Consider the following 15,814-nt stretch of genomic DNA (forward strand, 5'->3'; position numbering starts at 1 on the left):
CCGGATGCCGGTGGACGGGGGTTGTCGCCACGACCGACCCCGTCACCGATCCGACCGAGACGATGTTCGCGCGGTCACTATCGGTGAGCTCGGCGACAGCTGGAGTCGATCAGAGGTGAGCGGCGCACCGTCGGCCCGGCAGATCGTGTCGTACATATGCAGAATCGAACCGACTGCGCTCGGCGAGGTGCGATCGCGAGAGAGATTGTCGAGGATGTCCCCGGCACACAGGTACATGTGATCGTACGGATCCAGGTATCGGTCGTCGGCCCATCGTCGCGCGACAGTGGCGTATCGCCGCAACAGCACGATGTCCACGCTGGGTCGACCGCCGACGACGGGACGCCCGTTCGGCAGTTTCAGCCATTGCATCTCGGCCAGCAGAAGCTCCGGCAGCAGCACATCGGTCATGATCTTGTCCGAGCCGACCCGGCCCCGCCGACTGTATGCGCCGATCACCGCCAACGAATGGGCGATGGCCGACAACTCCTCGTAGGTGGCGCTGGACATCCACGGTTGTATGCCCAGCCCTGTTGCGCGACGTCGAAGTTCGGCGTAATCCGGCAGGTTGGTGGCACGCCCGGAAAGCATGCGCCGCCACTGTGGCTTGTAGACCGTCCGAGCGATGTCGATCAGAATCGACCACCACAGATCGAAATTCTGTCGAGTATGCTCCTCCGGCTCTACCGGGCCGTGACCGACCGGAAGCGGCATCTCGATGATTTTTCGGCGCAATCCGGGTGCTGTCAGCGTGTCGAAGTCCGCCCGAATCCCGTTGTCCCGCAGGAAGGTCAGTACCCACCAGATAACGTGCGGTTGCAGCCACTGTCGCCCCTGCGAGGTTGCGTAGGAGTTACGCAACAACCGAATGAGACGGTGCGGATTACTCAGCTCGTCGCCGATGAGGGTGACCGCCCTGCTCTGTCGTAAGGACAACTCGCCCGGAAGTTCAGTGGGCGCCGCACCGTCGACCGTCATGCTCGAGCGCGCTTTTCGTACGCGGAAACCTTGTTGTCCCAGAGAGATTGTCGATACGAAGGCCCATGTGCCTTCGAGCAAGAGAAAGCCCCAGTTCCGGTCGGAATAGGCGATGGCGGCCAGGATGCCGCTGCCGACCGCGTTGCACGCGAGGTACGAGACCTTCGTGTCATCAACCAGACCGGCCTGAGCGGAAACAAAGGCCGCGAGCAGCAGCAGCGCGCCCAGAATCTGCGGGATCTGGCTCATCGGCGTGCCCGCTGTGCCATGAACGTCCACGCCACTCGCGGCCACGCGTGCTCACCCGCGTAATGCTCGAAGCCGCCGAATTGCGCGGCAAGCACCAGAGATATCCCGGCGAGCTGCACAATCGTCAGGCTTTGGTGCGCGAAGGTCCAGCCGAGTATCACCGCGACGACCGGGCCGAGCAGTATGAGCCGAGAACCGGTGGTCGCCTCGACGCCGCGGAGCAGGCCGCCGAAGAACAGCGCGAATGCCGCCGCGGTTGCCGCCAGGGCCAGCCATCCGGTCGCCAGCAGTTGATGCGGGCTCAGGCTGGGCGGTTCACCCTCGAGCAGCATCGCCAGTGGCAGCAGCATCAGCCCGCCCGCCAGCATCTGCCACGCGATCGCGCTCAGCGGCGCTGTCGATGGCGGCACGCCCCAGCGCCGGGTGAGTACCATCCCCGTGCCCGACAGCAGTGCCAGCGTGGCGGCCGCACCGACCCCCATGAGGTCCAGCCGGGTAGTGCCGCGCAGCACGACGAGCCCAACTCCGAGCAAGCCCAGCAACGGTGCCAAGAACTGACGCGGCGCCAGCCGCTGACCGGTCGTCATCACCATCAGCGGAACGACAATGCACTGCGCCGCGGAAATCGTCGATACAACGGCACCGGGTATCCGGTGCGCGGCGACCGCTTGAAGACCGAAGAAACCGCCGAAATTCAGCATGCCGAGCAGCACGGCGCGCGCCCACCAAATTCCCTCGGGGCGTGCGGGCCGAACAGCAAACAATACGAGCCCGGCAGGTAATACGCGGCACACCGCGTTCCACAACGGTGCGGCGGGCAGGGACTGTATGGCCAGAAAAGCGGTTCCGAAAAGGCACGGGCCCATTGCGCACGAAAGCAGCGCGTAAGTATTGACCGGTGCGACCTGTCGAATTACGGTCGTCACGCGATTTTCCAGACCGGTCACCGTGCACCGCCGTGCTGCGTCAAAAGAGCTCGCCCGAGATTTCCGCGTCGCAACAATTCGGTCAGCTCGGCGGATTCCGGGCAAAGCGCGGCCGGCGCGGACGCGACCAGATGCGGCGCATGGGAGGTGCGCGCCACGATCCTGTCGTGTTCGCCATGCGCCGTCATCACCGGACGCGCCCCGGTCGAACCGACGAACTCGACCACGGTTTCGATTGCGTCCGAACGCGTCTCGGCCGGTGGGGTGAGCACCCGGATCCGGCCGTCGAACAGTTCTGTCGAGGCGGCGTGCGGCCCGGGATCGTTCGCTGCCCACCATTCCGCCGACATCCTGAGATCGCAGCCGATCGCCTTCGCGCCGCGGGGTCTCGATCATGTAAATAAGTGAGTACGCCATGCCTATGTAAGGCGAGGCCCACCGATGTCCCGATCATCCCGGCCCCGATAACCGCGACCGTGCGCACCGGACGTTCCCGCAGCACATTCACGCACTTCTGCCTATTCTGCTCGGGATCCACCGTGAACAGCAGACTGGTGCGATGACATTCATTACCCGACCTCATCCGAATTGTTCCGTGCGAGTACAAATGAATGTCACCGCAGGAGAGTCATCTCGATTCGGTCAAGATACTCGCGTCATCCAGAGCCTTCAATCGGTAACTAAAATAGGTAGACCAGATCAGTGATTACCTATAGACGTAACATACTGATATGCGCGGAGACGGCGTGTCCGGTAAGCGCACACACGCGGCCGGTCGGGCGATGGCTATCCGCGCCGGATAGGACATTGCCGACCACGGGCGCCGTGCCTGCTGGTGAAGTCTGTCAGCGTCGGCGGCGATTTTGCAGCTCCGCGAACCTCGCAATCCCGTAGGCGACGAGGCCGGAGATGAACGCGATGTCGACAACCTCTTGCACCATCGCGGCCACGCGCCAGCCGCGCCCGTCACATTTGTCGGCGAAGTTGCTCTCCAAGCTGGCGCGCACGGTCGCCATTGTTCCCAGCGAGCAGTAGAACGCATCAAAAGATTCCAGGTCCGGAACGAACGCGAGGTACAGGATGGCGAAGGCGGACACGATCCCGATCGCTACTGCGATCAGGAAGAAGATGATTCCCCATCCAGACGGTGGACGCGGCCCTCCGCCTGTAGACCCGTCTGGTCTCCGCGGGTCGGGGTCATGAGGACCGTTCCCATCGCTGCTCGCGGACGACCATGTGATAACCACAAGCCGAAAGAAGAGGAATAACTGGATGGCGAGTATGAATATCGCACAGCTCGCCCACACGGCGATATTGCCTCTGTCGTAGGTCGCCCCGACAAGCAGTCCGGCCTGTATCAGCGCCGAAACCCACGCAACGATGACCAGGTGGCGATACCACCACTCCGGTTCGACATCCACGTTCAAGCTGGTCGTCACAAGATCAGCGTATCGTCAGCTATTGATTCGCATCCGCTATCGACGCCGTGTGGGTGTCCAATGCGGTCGAGTGTTGGGGCAACCTCGGTTGCGTACGTCGTGGCTGACTTGTTGTTCGGGCGAGTCTGCGGGTTCGCCTGCGCTGGTGCTGCGATGTGTTCGAAGTCGTCGACACGGGCGATGGCGGCGTCGATGAGTTCGCTGAGCGTGTAGAACTGTGGGTTGGCGATGCCGTGGTCGGCCGCGTGAACCAGCGCGGCGACGATGATTTTGTGGCCTTATCGTTGCCTGCGCGGCCAGGGGATTGCCCGCTGTAGCGGCGTTTACCGAGGCTGGCGAATCAAGAAACTACTTGACCTAGTGAAGGACCTTGATAGAGACCGATTTCCTGGACAGCGTGCAGTGCTTCTCGACCAGGTTGGACGTCATGCGACGGAGATGGCGGCGATCTATAAGGTTCCTCGAGATTGGCGCCTATTAATGGCCAGCTACCTGCTTTATGGCGCATTGGCAGGCAGCATTTTTGCCCTTATCTCCCTGGCGTCGTCGGCGTCAGGGATGTTTCTACTGCTGGGCTTTATTGTCGTCCTAATTCTAATTTTCGTCACTTACGTGGCGATGAAGCCGGCCCAAGCAGCCTTGAATTACGTAAAATTTCACCGCGCGGAATTTGTTCGACGGGGGTTACCGGAATCGTACGAGCTCCCACCGCGGCCAAGGCCTTGGCGGTTCCGGAAATAGGGCCGCCCGAGTACCCGGTGGCCATCTCCTCGGCTCTGGTCGATCGGCACAACCTAACCGGGCTGTGAGTGTGCGGCGCATCGCGGAGCGTGGCCAGGCGTCCAATCCGAGGACGGTCTTCACGCGCGGATCGCCCGCAAGTCCGGGGCAAGGACGGCGTCCGAGATCAGGTGAAAGCCGAGTCGCGCAGTACGGGCCGTGGGGCACCTCTGTGAGCCGGGCCACCACGCAGCTCCCTGAACTTGTCGGCACTATCCCGGCTCGGTCGCTGGTATCACGAGTGACCGTCGACTCGTACCGGGGTATCGCAGGGGTCTGGGTCGATAGCACGATGCGCTGAACCACTCCGAATCAATAGCGTCGGATTCCGGCACGGTCGACGACTATCGAGGGAGCTACGATGTGGCGATACCACCACGGGGCGACACCCGCTGCCACGTTGAACGTGACCGGCGTTCGCACGGGCCGGAGTGATCGCATCGCCGAGATCGACGCGTTGCGTGGTTTCGCTCTGCTCGGCATTCTCGTCGCCAACATCGTGTACTTCGCGTCCGGCTACCCAGCTCATCTTGCCGCCGATCCGACCTATGCTTCTCGACTGGACAGTGCGACGACGTGGCTGACCGCCTTCCTCATCGATACGAAGTTCTACCTGCTGTTCTCCTTCCTGTTCGGCTACAGCTTCACGTTGCAGATGGACTCCGCGGCACGAGCGGACGCCAGGTTCACACCCCGGTTCCTACGCCGTCTCGGTGGGCTTTTCGTCCTAGGGGTTCTGCATGCCGTTCTGCTGTTCCACGGGGACATCCTCACTACCTACGCACTACTCGGACTGATTTTGCTCGCGCTCAGGAAAGTCTCTACGACCGCCGCCCTCGTCAGCGCGCTCATGCTGACCGTTGCGGTTGCTGTGATCGTGCTACTGGTTGGGAACCCTGTGGCCGCCGATTCCGCCGAGGCGGTGATCGAGGGTGCTCGGACCACCGATGCGTTCCGTGGTGGCCCGGGCAGCGTCGTCGCCGAGCATCTGCGATTGGTCCCCGCGCAGTTGGTAAGTAACGCCGGTCAGGCAGCGCTTGCACTGTCCGCGTTCCTGGTGGGACTGGCGGCGGGCCGGCATCGTGTGCTGTCCGACCTCGATCGGTACGTGCATCTGCTGCGGCGAATCCAGTGGTTCGGATACCCGGTCGGGCTGGCTGGAGCGCTGGTCTTCGCATCCGGCGGCGGTACCCGCAACGCCGGAACGATGGCGGTCGGACTCCTGACGGCGCCGTTGCTCGCCGCGGCCTACGGTGCTTCCGCGCTACAGTTGGTGCACTCCCGCACAGGAACTCGGCTGGCACGAAGCTTTGCCGCGGCCGGACGGATGGCGCTGACCAACTACATCGGCCAATCGGTGATCTGCGTTCTGGTGTTTACCGGGTGCGGATTCGGCCTCGTCGGGCGAATAGCGCCACCCGTGGTCATCCTGATCGCCTTCGCAATCTTCGGCAGCCAGCTCGTGACCAGCACGTGGTGGATGAGCCGACACAGATACGGACCGCTCGAATGGATCCTGCGCTTCGTCACGTACGCGCGCCGACCATCACCCTGACAACTGCGACTGAGGGTACGGCCGTCGGCCCGAGGTATGAAATCCGCCGGGTTCGATCGTTCTGGTAGATGATCGTCTCGTCCGCAACCGCGCCGTTGCTCAGCGTCATCCGGCGTGTCCGTGGAACCTGGTCGTGATGTTCGATCAGCTCGCAACAGACCAGCGCAGGGCCTTGCAGTCCGCCCTCCTCCGCGGTCAACCACCAACGCAGCATGCCCGCCCAGTCGGAAAATCACCTTCGGGGTCCCTCGGGGAGGATTCACTCGTTCCAGTCCCAGTCCCAGTCGTGAAAGGGGGTGCGGGTGTCGAGGGAGTGTGTGAGGGCGTCGAAGAATTCGAGCAGCGTGTCGGCCCACAGGGTGCCTTCGAAATCGCCTGAGCCGATACCCAATTCGATGACGTGACCGTAGGTCGGTCCGGGGCGGTGCTCGACGAACAAGATACCGGCGTCGATGGAGTGAGCGATCGGAACCCATTGGTGGGCATGGCCGTAGAGGGTCTCCTCGCCCAAGCCCAATGCTCGATTCTCGGCACTGAACGTCTAGGTGTTGGTGTGGCGTCCCTAAAGACGTGTCCACTCGTAACCCTTGTCGACGTATCGGATCAACGCGCCGTGTCCGATGGGCCGAATCGTCGTCGATCACGACGGCGAATACGGCATGTGGTGTCCAGTGGCGCGAAAAGTCGCGCTAAGCCGGGCTGGGGTCTGAGCGACCGATTCGGGTGATTGGTGAGCGTTGTTGCGGTGCTGATGGTTTCATGAGCGGCTGTGCAGGTGCACTCTGTGGTCGCTGACGACGTGCCGCTGGCGTTCCGGGGCTTTCCGTAAGGCGGTGCCCCACAGCATCTCGGTGGAGGCCGACGAGTGCTCGGAGTGGGCGATCGCCGACATGGACCGGTGGATGGCGGCGGACCATGTGTTCGATCTGATAGGCCCGCTGCGGCGGTCGGTCGAGCGGGAGGGTTCTCGATTACGCGGAGAAGTCGTCGTATCGCTTGCGAATGTGCCCCGGATCTCCGCGCTTGATCAGCAGCCGTAGCGCCCGATATGGCACAGCGTTGTTCGCGCGGGACCCGTCCTGTTCGACGAACGGATAGCCATCGAACAGATTGACCTCGGGATCACCATCGCGATAAAACCATCGACCGCCCTTGACCCGGAGCAACGCCTCGCCGGTATACCAGCTTGCGCCCTCGACGAAATCCGCGTTCGCCGGATCGACCAGGGCATCGAGTGTCGGCGTGCGGCGTAACACGATGGTGCCCAACGCTTCTAACGACTCCGGAGAATGATCCCAGATTATCCCGTCGCCGTATGTTGCGGTCCAGTTCGCAAACCCCGCTTGCCGCGTCCGCAGCCAGCTTTGGAGGTGCTCGACCTCGGCAGCACTGGGCTCGCCGGGGGTCGTCTCTATTGGCTCGAATAGAAGGCCGAAGGGCCCGCCGAGCGCATTCAGAGCCGCCGGGTCCCCGAAAAATGCTTCCGAGGTCACATCGGGATCGTCGGGGTCCACAGTGCACCATCGCGCAGGCGAGCCGGGCGGCACCAACTCTCCCACGGACCAGCAGAATACCTGTTGGGCGTCGAATTTCTCGTCCGGCCCATGCGCGATCGGCCACTCGTGCGGTTGTCCATTGCAGCGGAATCGCAGCAGATGATCACCGTCGGCCGTGTCGACCAGCTCCACCTCCGTGATGGTGAACAACCCGCGTCCACAGGCGGCGATCCGCGCCAGTTCCTCTCGGTACACCCCTGCGTCGTTCTCACACGCGTGGCGGAAGGTCTTGTATTCCGTGCTGTATCGAACCTTCAAGTAGTCGAGTAAGAGCAGCACAGCCTGAGACTCGGTGGCGCCGAAGTCATCCAACGTATAGTCCAAATCCTCCGGGTCCAGCTCCGACACCATCACCGCCGCATCGACAAGACCGAGTTCGACTATCTGGTCCGCTACCTCGCGAACAGTCGACAGGGAATGCATCTGGACTCCATACCTTTCAGCGGGACAATACAGAAGCCGGTAGCAGCATCGGGTGAGCAGACCATCTGCTACGGGGCGGTAGTATGATGGTCCTCTGCCCTGATGGTTATCGGGACTTCCCATTCATGGGGGCATAGGTGTCGGTGTCGGCCTCGCTGGCTCACGCACGGCAGGCTGCGGGCCCGGCTGCGCCGCTGCACGAGGGCAACCGCGGCCAGGTGTCGCTCGCGCGCACGCAATTCGAGCCGGTTCGCAGATAGATACCCCTCACTACGAACCGGTTCGATCCAAATCTCTTGCAGCCGAGCTTCGTTACCGCCAGGTAACCACGATCGAAGAGTCGTGTGTGGTGATCGAGGTGCGCTCGATCATGTTGGAGAACTCGTGCTTCTTGACGGTGGCGTACTCATCAATGTGCTCGATGTCGAGGGGCTCCACAGTCCGGCAGGTCGGCACTGCGCACCTATAGCCGGACTCGAGCATCAGTTCGCGTGCGAGACTGGCGGGGATGGGCTGTCGTCCAGTCACGCTGCACCCTCCCGGTGTCGAGCTGCGCTGTGGTCGACCTCGATCACACATGCTGCCGGTTGGTCCTGCGGTCGGCGGCACTGCGCTTGTACGGACCCAAGGCGCGGGTCTAGCGGTGTCGCGCTTCGTGCCCCACGTTTGCCCCACAACATTCACGTGGGGCAAAACTGCGAGCCCCGAGCAAATGCTTCTGCCTGCATCTCCGTCTGTGGGCCTAACGTTTCACAACTCGAACTCTCTGGCAGCGGTTGGGCCCGAAGTCCAGATCAAGCCTGTCGGTACCCGCCGGATGGCGTCGGGCGGCGGTCGACGATGACTCCGAAGGCCAGGGCGGCGATTCCTTTCGTCCAGCAGTCGGATCTACATGTTGGAGGCGAAGTGCCTCTTCGACATGTAGTGAGGAGATCGTCAATGGATCAGCAGGTGATCATCGGTTTCGAACAGCTTCGCCGGGCGCTCGAGAGCACTCGGGCCGTCCTGGCGAAAGTCCAGCGTGACCAGTTGGGCTTGCCGACGCCGTGCGCGTCGTGGGACGTGGCGGCGCTGATCAACCATTTTGTGGGGTCTGCGAGGTGGGCGGCCCAAACCGTCTCGTCGGAGGACGCCACCGCCGACGAGGACTTCGCAGGAGGGAACTTCGTAGAGGCCTACAGCCGTAGTATCGGGATGCTGGTCAAGGCGTTCGGGGCCGAGGAGGTGCTCGACAAGCAGTTCGCGCTGCCGATCGGCGATTACTCCGGGGCCGATCTGCTGGGCCTGGCCGCACGAGAACAGTTCATCCACGGCTGGGATCTCGCCCGATCGATCGGGCATACCAGCGACCTCGAACCGGATTTGGCGGCAGACCTACTCACCCGGGCACGCGTGGAGATCTCCGACGAATTGCGCGGACCGGACGGCCTCGCGTTCTTCGGACTCGTCATCGATGCCACAGACGAAGCCTGCAGCGCGGACCGACTCGCGGCGTTTCTGGGACGCATGATCTGAGTCGACACGGCGTCACGCGGAAGGGATCAGGACAGGGTGGCCGATCAGACGAGTTTCGTACAGCAGACCGAACCGTTTCGGCGTGAGCTGCTGCCCCACTGCTATCGCATGCTCGGATCGGTTCACGATGCCGAAGACCTCGTTCAGGAGACATATCTGCTCGCTTGGCGAGGATTCGACGAGTTCCAGGGACGATCCTCGCTGCGCGTCTGGCTCTACCGGATAGCCACCAACGCCTGCCTGAAGGTGCTGCAGCGGCAGCGTAACCGGCTGCTGCCCAGCGGCCTGGGCGACGCCGAGTCCGATCCGCTGGCCCCGCCGGTCCTCGTCGAGACGCGGACGGCGTGGCTGGAGCCGGTGCCCGATGCCATGATCGGCTCGCCGACAGGCGATCCCGCCGAAACCATCGTCGCGCGCGAGGGAGTGCGGCTGGCACTCATCGCATGCCTGCAGAATCTGTCCGCACCCCAGCGTGCGGTCCTGATCCTGCGAGACGTGCTAGCCTTCCCGGCCCACGAAGTGGCCGCCATACTTGACACGACTACACCGGCGGTGAAGAGCGCCCTGCAGCGTGCGCGTACCAAACTCAGACAACTCGACCCGGACGCCGACCAGCCGACAGATGTGCACCATCCCCAGGCACGGGCGTTGCTGGAGCGATATGTCGCCGCATTCGCCGCGGCCGACGCGACCGCCCTCGAGCAGTTGCTCAGCGAGGACGCCTCTCTGGAGGCCACCACGATCCGGACCTGGTTCGCCGGTCGTGCCGGATGCGTCCCATTCCTGCGCCGGCACATACTGGGGGCCCCGGGCGACTGGCGCATGCTGCCCACCCGGGCCAACGGTCAGCCCGCCGCAATCGCATTCCGCCGCAACGGCGACACATACCACCCTTACGGAATCGTTGTGCTCACCATCGCCGGCAACGCCGTCACCGGAGTTGTCTCCTTCGCCGACCCGAACCTCGTATCCCTCTTCACCCGATTCGCGTGAAAACCCCACGACAACCCTCGGCGGTTCGCCGACTTCGTCCTCGCTCCTTCATATCCGGCAGCATCGCTCATCGGCTATGACCGTGCATTACCCCTCGGCCCGGAGTGCGTTGAGCCTCGAGGACCCCCTACGGCTCGGGACAAGCTGCTCCGAACCACCGCAAGGTGTTCGTGCAATGCCACACAACAGCAAAGCCGCAGGTCATCGGCCTGCGGCTTTGCTATTAAGTGGGCGCAGAGGGGATCGAACCCCCGACCGCTGGTGTGTAAAAGCGCGCCGTACCGTCCAGCAGGTAGCGCCACGTCCATCCCGTCCAGGTCAGAGGCATGAGCAAGTCCAGCCAGTACCGCGGGGCCCGGTCCGTATAGCCCACTGTGATAGAACTGTGATAGAAATATCACAGAACTGTGATAGGCGATCTTGTGAAGGAGGTCGTCGTATCGAAAGCTAAATTGGACCGGAGCGCGGATATGTTCGGCGGTGCCAGCATCGTATCGACTTTCAGGCAATATGACTTGATCGATGAGTATCGGCCGGTAATCAACCCTGTCGAAATTTTGGTTGAAGCGGTCGGCGAACGATGACTGCGAGCAGGGTCGGCGAACCCGGAGGGCCGGAGGAGACACAATCGCGAGGCGCTGCTGCGGCCCGACCAGGTGCGGGTGTCCCGCAGAACGCAAGCATCGTGGTGAATCCGGATGGACCGAGCGCAGCAGCGCGGGTTCTGTGGGCAACCTGCCTCGGGGTGGTGCGGCCGATCCTACGTTCCGTGCCGATCACGCCGGCGACCATTCCGATCGGCGCGGCCGTGATCGATGGGCTGGCTTGGTTGCGGCCGCGGCCGCACGGCATTGATCGGGAACGGGTGACGCTGAACGGCTTCGGTATGGAGATTATCCGTCCGTCCGGCGCCGCGAGGGCGTTGCGCCACGGCGTGGTGCTCTACATGCACGGTGGCGGATTCGCGGTCTGTGGGCTCGACACGCATCGTCCTGTCGCGGCGAGTCTGGCCCGGAGCACCGGGCTGCCGGTGGTCAATGTCGGCTACCGCCAGCTGCCGGGACGCCGCATTTCGGAGTCGGTCGAGGACTGCCTGAGCGCCTATCGCTGGCTGCTGCAGCACGGAGCGGATCCAGCGCGAATCGTTTTGGCGGGCGATTCGGCGGGTGGCTACTTGGCCTTCGCCACCGCGTTGCGCGCCATCGACGCCGGACTGCCCGTTCCAGCGGGGCTGGTCGGGCTCAGCCCGCTGCTCGATCTGGACTACGCCGCCAAGCGCGATTACGTGAACATCGAACGGGATCCTTTTATCCCGCTGTCGGCGCTCGAGGCGGTGGTCCGGATCGGCGCCGAGGTCGATGGCACGCTCGATCCGATGCTGTCGCCGGTCAACGGCGAGCTGGCGGGCCTGCCGCCCGCGCTGCTGATCGCCGCCGAGGACGAGATCCTGCGCTACGACTGCGAACTCATGGCGCGCCGGCTCACCGCGGCCGGGGTGTCGAACTCACTGGAGCTGTGGCGCGGCCAGGTGCACGCGTTCATGAGCATCTTCCCCGATCTGCCCGAGGGCAGGGCGGCACTCGGACGAGTCGCACGTTTCGTCCGTGCCCGCCTCGAGCTACCCGAACGGGCTCGGATGGCCTGACCTGGATCGGCCGGACGAGTCGACCCCGCCCCGGTCTCTTGGGTTCTAGGTGTGATGTCCAGGGAGGTTGTCTCGGGTTCGTGACGACACGGCCTGGTTGCTGACAGGCGAAGGCCTCCGGTTGTGAAGTGGAGATGTCGAGTAACCGCTTCACACCCAGGAGGCCTTCGTGGTCCACGCTAACGCCACTTTGACCCCGCGTGCACGTTTGAGGCTCGCCCGGTTGATCGTCGAGCAGGGCTGGACCTGCTCGACGGCGGCAAAGATGTTCATGGTCGCTCCCAAGACCGATGTCATTGCTCACAACCTGGATCTTTCGGCACCCTCGCCCACATCTCGCATCGAATGCGCGTCCCCGGCAACAACTTTCACCCAGAACCGGACGTAACGGCCACCGCTACCGGCAACCACCACATGCCTTGGAATCAATCATCTAGCGGCCACGAGGAGACTCTCGATTGTGTGCGCATTGTGTTCCAATTGACGCCGGGCACCGAGGCGCCCTCGGAGATGAACCGCCTTTTGGTGAGAGGTTGCGGATCAGCTGAGCAGAACGACGCAACCGACCACGGCCACATGCAGGAATGCACAGAAGTACCCGCTACGAGACGAGAGGCAGGCGTGAGAAGGAGTCAATGCCACCAGGCCTCGCGTTCGCGGGTCAGCGCGACCGAAATCGGTGCGTCGCGAACGTGCCGAGGCAGACTTCGACCGGACAGAGCGGTGAAGTGTGTGGAGAGGTCAGCCACCCGGATATGTGATGTACCCGTTCAAGGTGAAGGCCACCGGCAGTTCGGTGGCTAGATTGTGTCGACCTCGATATCCACGCTAACGAATGACATGATCGTGCCGGTGCGCCTATTTCTCGGACGTCTCGATGCCGTGCAGTAGGTAGCCCGTGATCCGACGCAGGCGGGGCTCGACATCCAGGACGGCATGGCCCAAAAGCGGGTCGGTCAGGTAGAACTCAGCGATCTCCGGGCCGGGGGTTGCGACTTGCCAGAACACTCCGGCCATGGCAGTGATCGCGGCGATCAGGTCAACGCCGTTCGATGCGGACAGTGCTGGCAGAACGCGTTGGATCGCTGTCACGATCGCGTCGAGTTCGGCGTGCGTGACGGTCTTGAAATCCCGGACGGCGTCGACAGATACGCGCCGCTCCAGATTGAGCGGCGCCTGCGCGAGGAGGTCGCAGAACATGCCGCGGGTGGCCAGCGTTCGGGCTAGCAACCCGGCAACGGCATCCGCATCGCCCGGTTCGATGGTGGCGAGAGCGGCCCGCACGTCGGCCGACCACTCTCGCCAGCCGTCCGCTGTGAGGTGGAGAAAGATTTCCTCGCGGGTTTCGAAGTAGCGCAGCATCGCCGATTTGTGCATGCCGACCGCTGCCGCGATATCGGTGAGAGTGATCTCCCGGATTCCCCGCGACGCGGCGAGTCCGCGCGCGGCATCGGTGATCGCAGCCTGTCGCTGTTGCTTGGCCGACTCGCTCCGGGCACGGGTGAACTGCTGTCCTGTCACGTCCCCATGGTAGCGCAACGCTGTTGCGTTATTAACAAAACGGTGTTGTACTAAATTCATGACACAGACATGGTTCATCACCGGCTCCACCCGCGGGTTCGGCCGCGCCCTCACACGCGCCGCACTCGAAAACGGCGATACCGTCGCTGCGACGGCCCGCCGACCAGAGCAACTCGCCGATTTGGTTGTGGAGTTCGGCGACCGCATCCTTCCCCTTCGCCTCGACGTGACCGATGCGGCGGCCGTCCAGGAAACCCTCGAGGAGGCGCGTCGTGTGTTCGGCCGGATCGACGTCATCGTCAACAACGCCGGCTACGCGAATGTCGCCCCCATCGAAACGGCGGCGGAAGCTGACTTCCGCACCCAGTTCGAGACCAACTTCTGGGGCGTCTACCACGTGTCGAAGGCAGCGATCCCGGTGTTGCGCGCGCAGGGCGGTGGGCTCATCATCCAGTTCTCCTCGATCGGCGGCCGGGTCGGCGGGTCCGGCGGGATCGCGTCGTATCAGGCGGCGAAGTTCGCCATCGATGGGTTCAGCCGGGTGCTGCGCGCCGAGACCGAACAGTTCGGGATCCGGGTGTTGGTAGTCGAGCCCAGCGGCTTCCGCACCGATTGGGCAGGCGCGTCGATGGCCATCGCCGAAGTGCCGGACGAATACGCCGGTCTGGCTCAGCGATACGCCGACGCGGGCACCACCGGGTCGTCGCTGCAGGCAGGGGACCCGGACCGTGCCGCCGCCATCCTCGTTCGCCTGTCGCGAAGCGAGACTTTGCCGCACAACCTCGCGCTCGGAGCCGACGCCAGTCGGCTCGCGGCATCGTTCAACCGCACCCAGCTCGACAGCGACCTCGCGTGGACTGCGGTTAGCGAGTCCGCAGACTTCGGGAGGACCTACCCGGTCGAATTTCCCGCGGGATCGCGGCGAGTTCTTTGCGAGCACGTTCCACCGGCGACGAGGGACGAAGACGTGGCAGCACCTCAGCGACCTGGCTAGCGGTCAGATCGGTCGACATGTCTCCTGGCGGCAACTCCCGCAGGATGTCGTGCAACTGGTTGACTGTTCGGGTGCGTTGCCCGGTGAGGTTGGTCCGGCGTTCACCGAGCATCCGCAGGACCGTGTTCGACCCTTCAGCCTCCACGGGAAAGGCGTCGCCGTGCGATGCGGCCACGCAGGCTGCCGCGGCGGCATCCAGGGTGTCGTTCTTGCGGCGGCTGCCCCGTGACAGCTCCCGCACACGCGCAGTGGCTGTGGCCGGAACATCGGTGACGATCTCGCCCTGGGTAATCAGCCACTGGGCCAGATGCCGACCCAGACCACACGCATTTTCCAGCGCCCATCGGCGCTCGGGGAATCGCCGCGCGCGCTTCAGCAGTCGCCGGTACTCCGGCAGCTTCGCCTCGATACGAATCGTGTCCAGCGTTGCGTGGGTGCTCGACTCCAGCGCCGCTGCCGTATGGCTGGATTTGTGCGGGTCGACTCCGATCACGACCATCTACCGCGTTCCTTCCCGCCAACCCCACGGGGCGGCAGGAATCTCACGAGCCAGCCCCGGCCCGGCACCTCCGGCAGACTACGGCCAGTGATCATCCAGCCCGTCCAACCGGTGACTTTCATATAAGCCGGAATCTCCAAATGTTTGGCGGTACCACGGCGGAAGCGGCACTCGCGCGCTGAGACTTCTAGATGATTGATTCCGAGGGGTGGACGGCGGCGAGTACGGTTGCTTTCGGCGCTGGGAGTGGAGGTCGGGCAGTGGCAACGATTTACGAGCAGACGGTGGTGAACGCGGACTGCGAGCTTGTGTGGGCCGCGGTCAGCGACGTCGGCGCTGTGCATGAGAGGCTGCTGCCCGGCTACGTGCTCGACACGAGCATGGACGGCGACGTCCGCTTTCTCACCATGCCTTCCGGTGCGGTCGTGCGGGAGTTGATCGTGACGGTCGACGACGCCGCCCGGCGCATGGCGTATTCGGCGGTGGAGGGTTTCAGTCTGCCGGTGCGGCATCATCACGCGTCGTTCCAGGTGTTCCCCGAGTCTGAGGGCCGCGCCCGCCTGGTGTGGATCACCGACGTGCTGCCCCACGACGTGGTCGAGGAGGTCCGACCCCGCATCCGGCGCGGGCTCGAGGTGATGCGAGAGTCGATCGAGAAACAGGCGAATCGATAGCCGCGACATCCGAAAAGTGTTGCGCTGCACCAGATGTGAGGCGTGTCGTTGGATTCGATCGGTGGCG

15 protein-coding genes and 3 pseudogenes are annotated in these 15,814 nt (G+C 63.7%); 9 read left to right on the top strand and 9 right to left on the bottom strand.

Going from position 1 to position 15,814, the window contains the following annotated elements; genetic code table 11:
• Positions 1 to 42 precede the first annotated feature (42 nt).
• From ACLMAJ_RS30290 to ACLMAJ_RS30305, 4 genes are all read right to left on the bottom strand, one after another.
• Positions 43 to 1,272, bottom strand: a complete 1,230-nt coding sequence (locus ACLMAJ_RS30290) for a CBU_0592 family membrane protein (protein ID WP_412017265.1) — start codon at positions 1,270 to 1,272, stop codon at positions 43 to 45.
• Positions 1,224 to 2,153: an EamA family transporter gene (locus ACLMAJ_RS30295; protein ID WP_412017266.1), complete on the bottom strand. Its 930-nt coding sequence runs from the start codon at positions 2,151 to 2,153 to the stop codon at positions 1,224 to 1,226. The genes ACLMAJ_RS30290 and ACLMAJ_RS30295 overlap by 49 nt, the downstream gene beginning before the upstream one ends.
• 17 nt (positions 2,154 to 2,170) lie before the next feature.
• Entirely contained in the window at positions 2,171 to 2,503 is a 333-nt protein-coding gene (locus ACLMAJ_RS30300) for a hypothetical protein (RefSeq protein ID WP_412017267.1), read from the bottom strand.
• A gap of 495 nt (positions 2,504 to 2,998) precedes the next feature.
• Positions 2,999 to 3,592: a hypothetical protein gene (locus ACLMAJ_RS30305; RefSeq protein WP_412017268.1), complete on the bottom strand. Its 594-nt coding sequence runs from the start codon at positions 3,590 to 3,592 to the stop codon at positions 2,999 to 3,001.
• Between the two features lie 155 nt (positions 3,593 to 3,747).
• Here ACLMAJ_RS30305 and ACLMAJ_RS30310 point away from each other — a divergent pair, with 155 nt between their 5' ends.
• Positions 3,748 to 3,909 carry a hypothetical protein gene (locus ACLMAJ_RS30310; RefSeq protein ID WP_412017269.1) on the top strand — a complete coding sequence of 54 codons (162 nt, stop codon included), beginning with the start codon at positions 3,748 to 3,750 and terminating at the stop codon, positions 3,907 to 3,909.
• An 824-nt stretch (positions 3,910 to 4,733) separates the two neighbouring features.
• The gene (locus tag ACLMAJ_RS30315; RefSeq protein ID WP_412017270.1) at positions 4,734 to 5,927 is read left to right on the top strand and encodes a DUF418 domain-containing protein; all 1,194 of its coding nucleotides are present in this window, start codon (positions 4,734 to 4,736) and stop codon (positions 5,925 to 5,927) included.
• A gap of 259 nt (positions 5,928 to 6,186) precedes the next feature.
• Here ACLMAJ_RS30315 and ACLMAJ_RS30320 read toward each other — a convergent pair whose 3' ends face one another.
• The 3 genes from ACLMAJ_RS30320 to ACLMAJ_RS30330 form a co-directional block, all read right to left on the bottom strand.
• Positions 6,187 to 6,444: an SMI1/KNR4 family protein gene (locus tag ACLMAJ_RS30320; RefSeq protein WP_412017271.1), complete on the bottom strand. Its 258-nt coding sequence runs from the start codon at positions 6,442 to 6,444 to the stop codon at positions 6,187 to 6,189.
• Positions 6,445 to 6,898: 454 nt separating this feature from the next.
• Positions 6,899 to 8,029: a hypothetical protein gene (locus ACLMAJ_RS30325; protein ID WP_412017272.1), complete on the bottom strand. Its 1,131-nt coding sequence runs from the start codon at positions 8,027 to 8,029 to the stop codon at positions 6,899 to 6,901.
• 189 nt (positions 8,030 to 8,218) lie between these two features.
• Entirely contained in the window at positions 8,219 to 8,434 is a 216-nt protein-coding gene (locus tag ACLMAJ_RS30330; protein ID WP_412017273.1) for an HNH endonuclease signature motif containing protein, read from the bottom strand.
• Between the two features lie 411 nt (positions 8,435 to 8,845).
• On the opposite strand from ACLMAJ_RS30330, the gene ACLMAJ_RS30335 reads away from it, so the two are divergent.
• The 5 genes and pseudogenes from ACLMAJ_RS30335 to ACLMAJ_RS30355 form a co-directional block, all read left to right on the top strand.
• Positions 8,846 to 9,421, top strand: a complete 576-nt coding sequence (locus tag ACLMAJ_RS30335; protein ID WP_412017274.1) for a TIGR03086 family metal-binding protein — start codon at positions 8,846 to 8,848, stop codon at positions 9,419 to 9,421.
• Positions 9,422 to 9,451: 30 nt separating this feature from the next.
• Positions 9,452 to 10,414 (top strand): annotated as a pseudogene (locus ACLMAJ_RS30340) (RNA polymerase subunit sigma-70); the annotation flags it as partial.
• Positions 10,415 to 10,836: 422 nt separating this feature from the next.
• Positions 10,837 to 10,998, top strand: coding sequence for a dihydrofolate reductase family protein (locus ACLMAJ_RS30345; protein WP_412017275.1), 162 nt, complete (start codon positions 10,837 to 10,839; stop codon positions 10,996 to 10,998).
• A gap of 185 nt (positions 10,999 to 11,183) precedes the next feature.
• Positions 11,184 to 12,059 carry an alpha/beta hydrolase gene (locus ACLMAJ_RS30350; protein ID WP_412017276.1) on the top strand — a complete coding sequence of 292 codons (876 nt, stop codon included), beginning with the start codon at positions 11,184 to 11,186 and terminating at the stop codon, positions 12,057 to 12,059.
• Between the two features lie 169 nt (positions 12,060 to 12,228).
• A pseudogene (locus ACLMAJ_RS30355) lies at positions 12,229 to 12,348 on the top strand (IS481 family transposase); the annotation flags it as partial.
• 569 nt (positions 12,349 to 12,917) lie between these two features.
• On the opposite strand, the gene ACLMAJ_RS30360 reads toward ACLMAJ_RS30355, so the two are convergent.
• A complete protein-coding gene (locus tag ACLMAJ_RS30360) occupies positions 12,918 to 13,658 on the bottom strand; it encodes a TetR/AcrR family transcriptional regulator (RefSeq protein WP_412017305.1) in 741 nt (246 codons plus the stop codon).
• Here ACLMAJ_RS30360 and ACLMAJ_RS30365 point away from each other — a divergent pair.
• Positions 13,639 to 14,574, top strand: a complete 936-nt coding sequence (locus ACLMAJ_RS30365; RefSeq protein WP_412017277.1) for an SDR family NAD(P)-dependent oxidoreductase — start codon at positions 13,639 to 13,641, stop codon at positions 14,572 to 14,574. The genes ACLMAJ_RS30360 and ACLMAJ_RS30365 overlap by 20 nt on opposite strands.
• Before the next feature lie 91 nt (positions 14,575 to 14,665).
• Here ACLMAJ_RS30365 and ACLMAJ_RS30370 read toward each other — a convergent pair.
• A pseudogene (locus ACLMAJ_RS30370) lies at positions 14,666 to 15,073 on the bottom strand (IS110 family transposase); the annotation flags it as partial.
• A gap of 260 nt (positions 15,074 to 15,333) precedes the next feature.
• Between ACLMAJ_RS30370 and ACLMAJ_RS30375 the strand changes: the two are divergent.
• Entirely contained in the window at positions 15,334 to 15,747 is a 414-nt protein-coding gene (locus ACLMAJ_RS30375; protein ID WP_412017278.1) for an SRPBCC family protein, read from the top strand.
• Positions 15,748 to 15,814: the final 67 nt, after the last annotated feature.

Source organism: Nocardia arseniciresistens, from assembly GCF_046764875.1.
Classification (GTDB): domain Bacteria; phylum Actinomycetota; class Actinomycetes; order Mycobacteriales; family Mycobacteriaceae; genus Nocardia; species Nocardia arseniciresistens.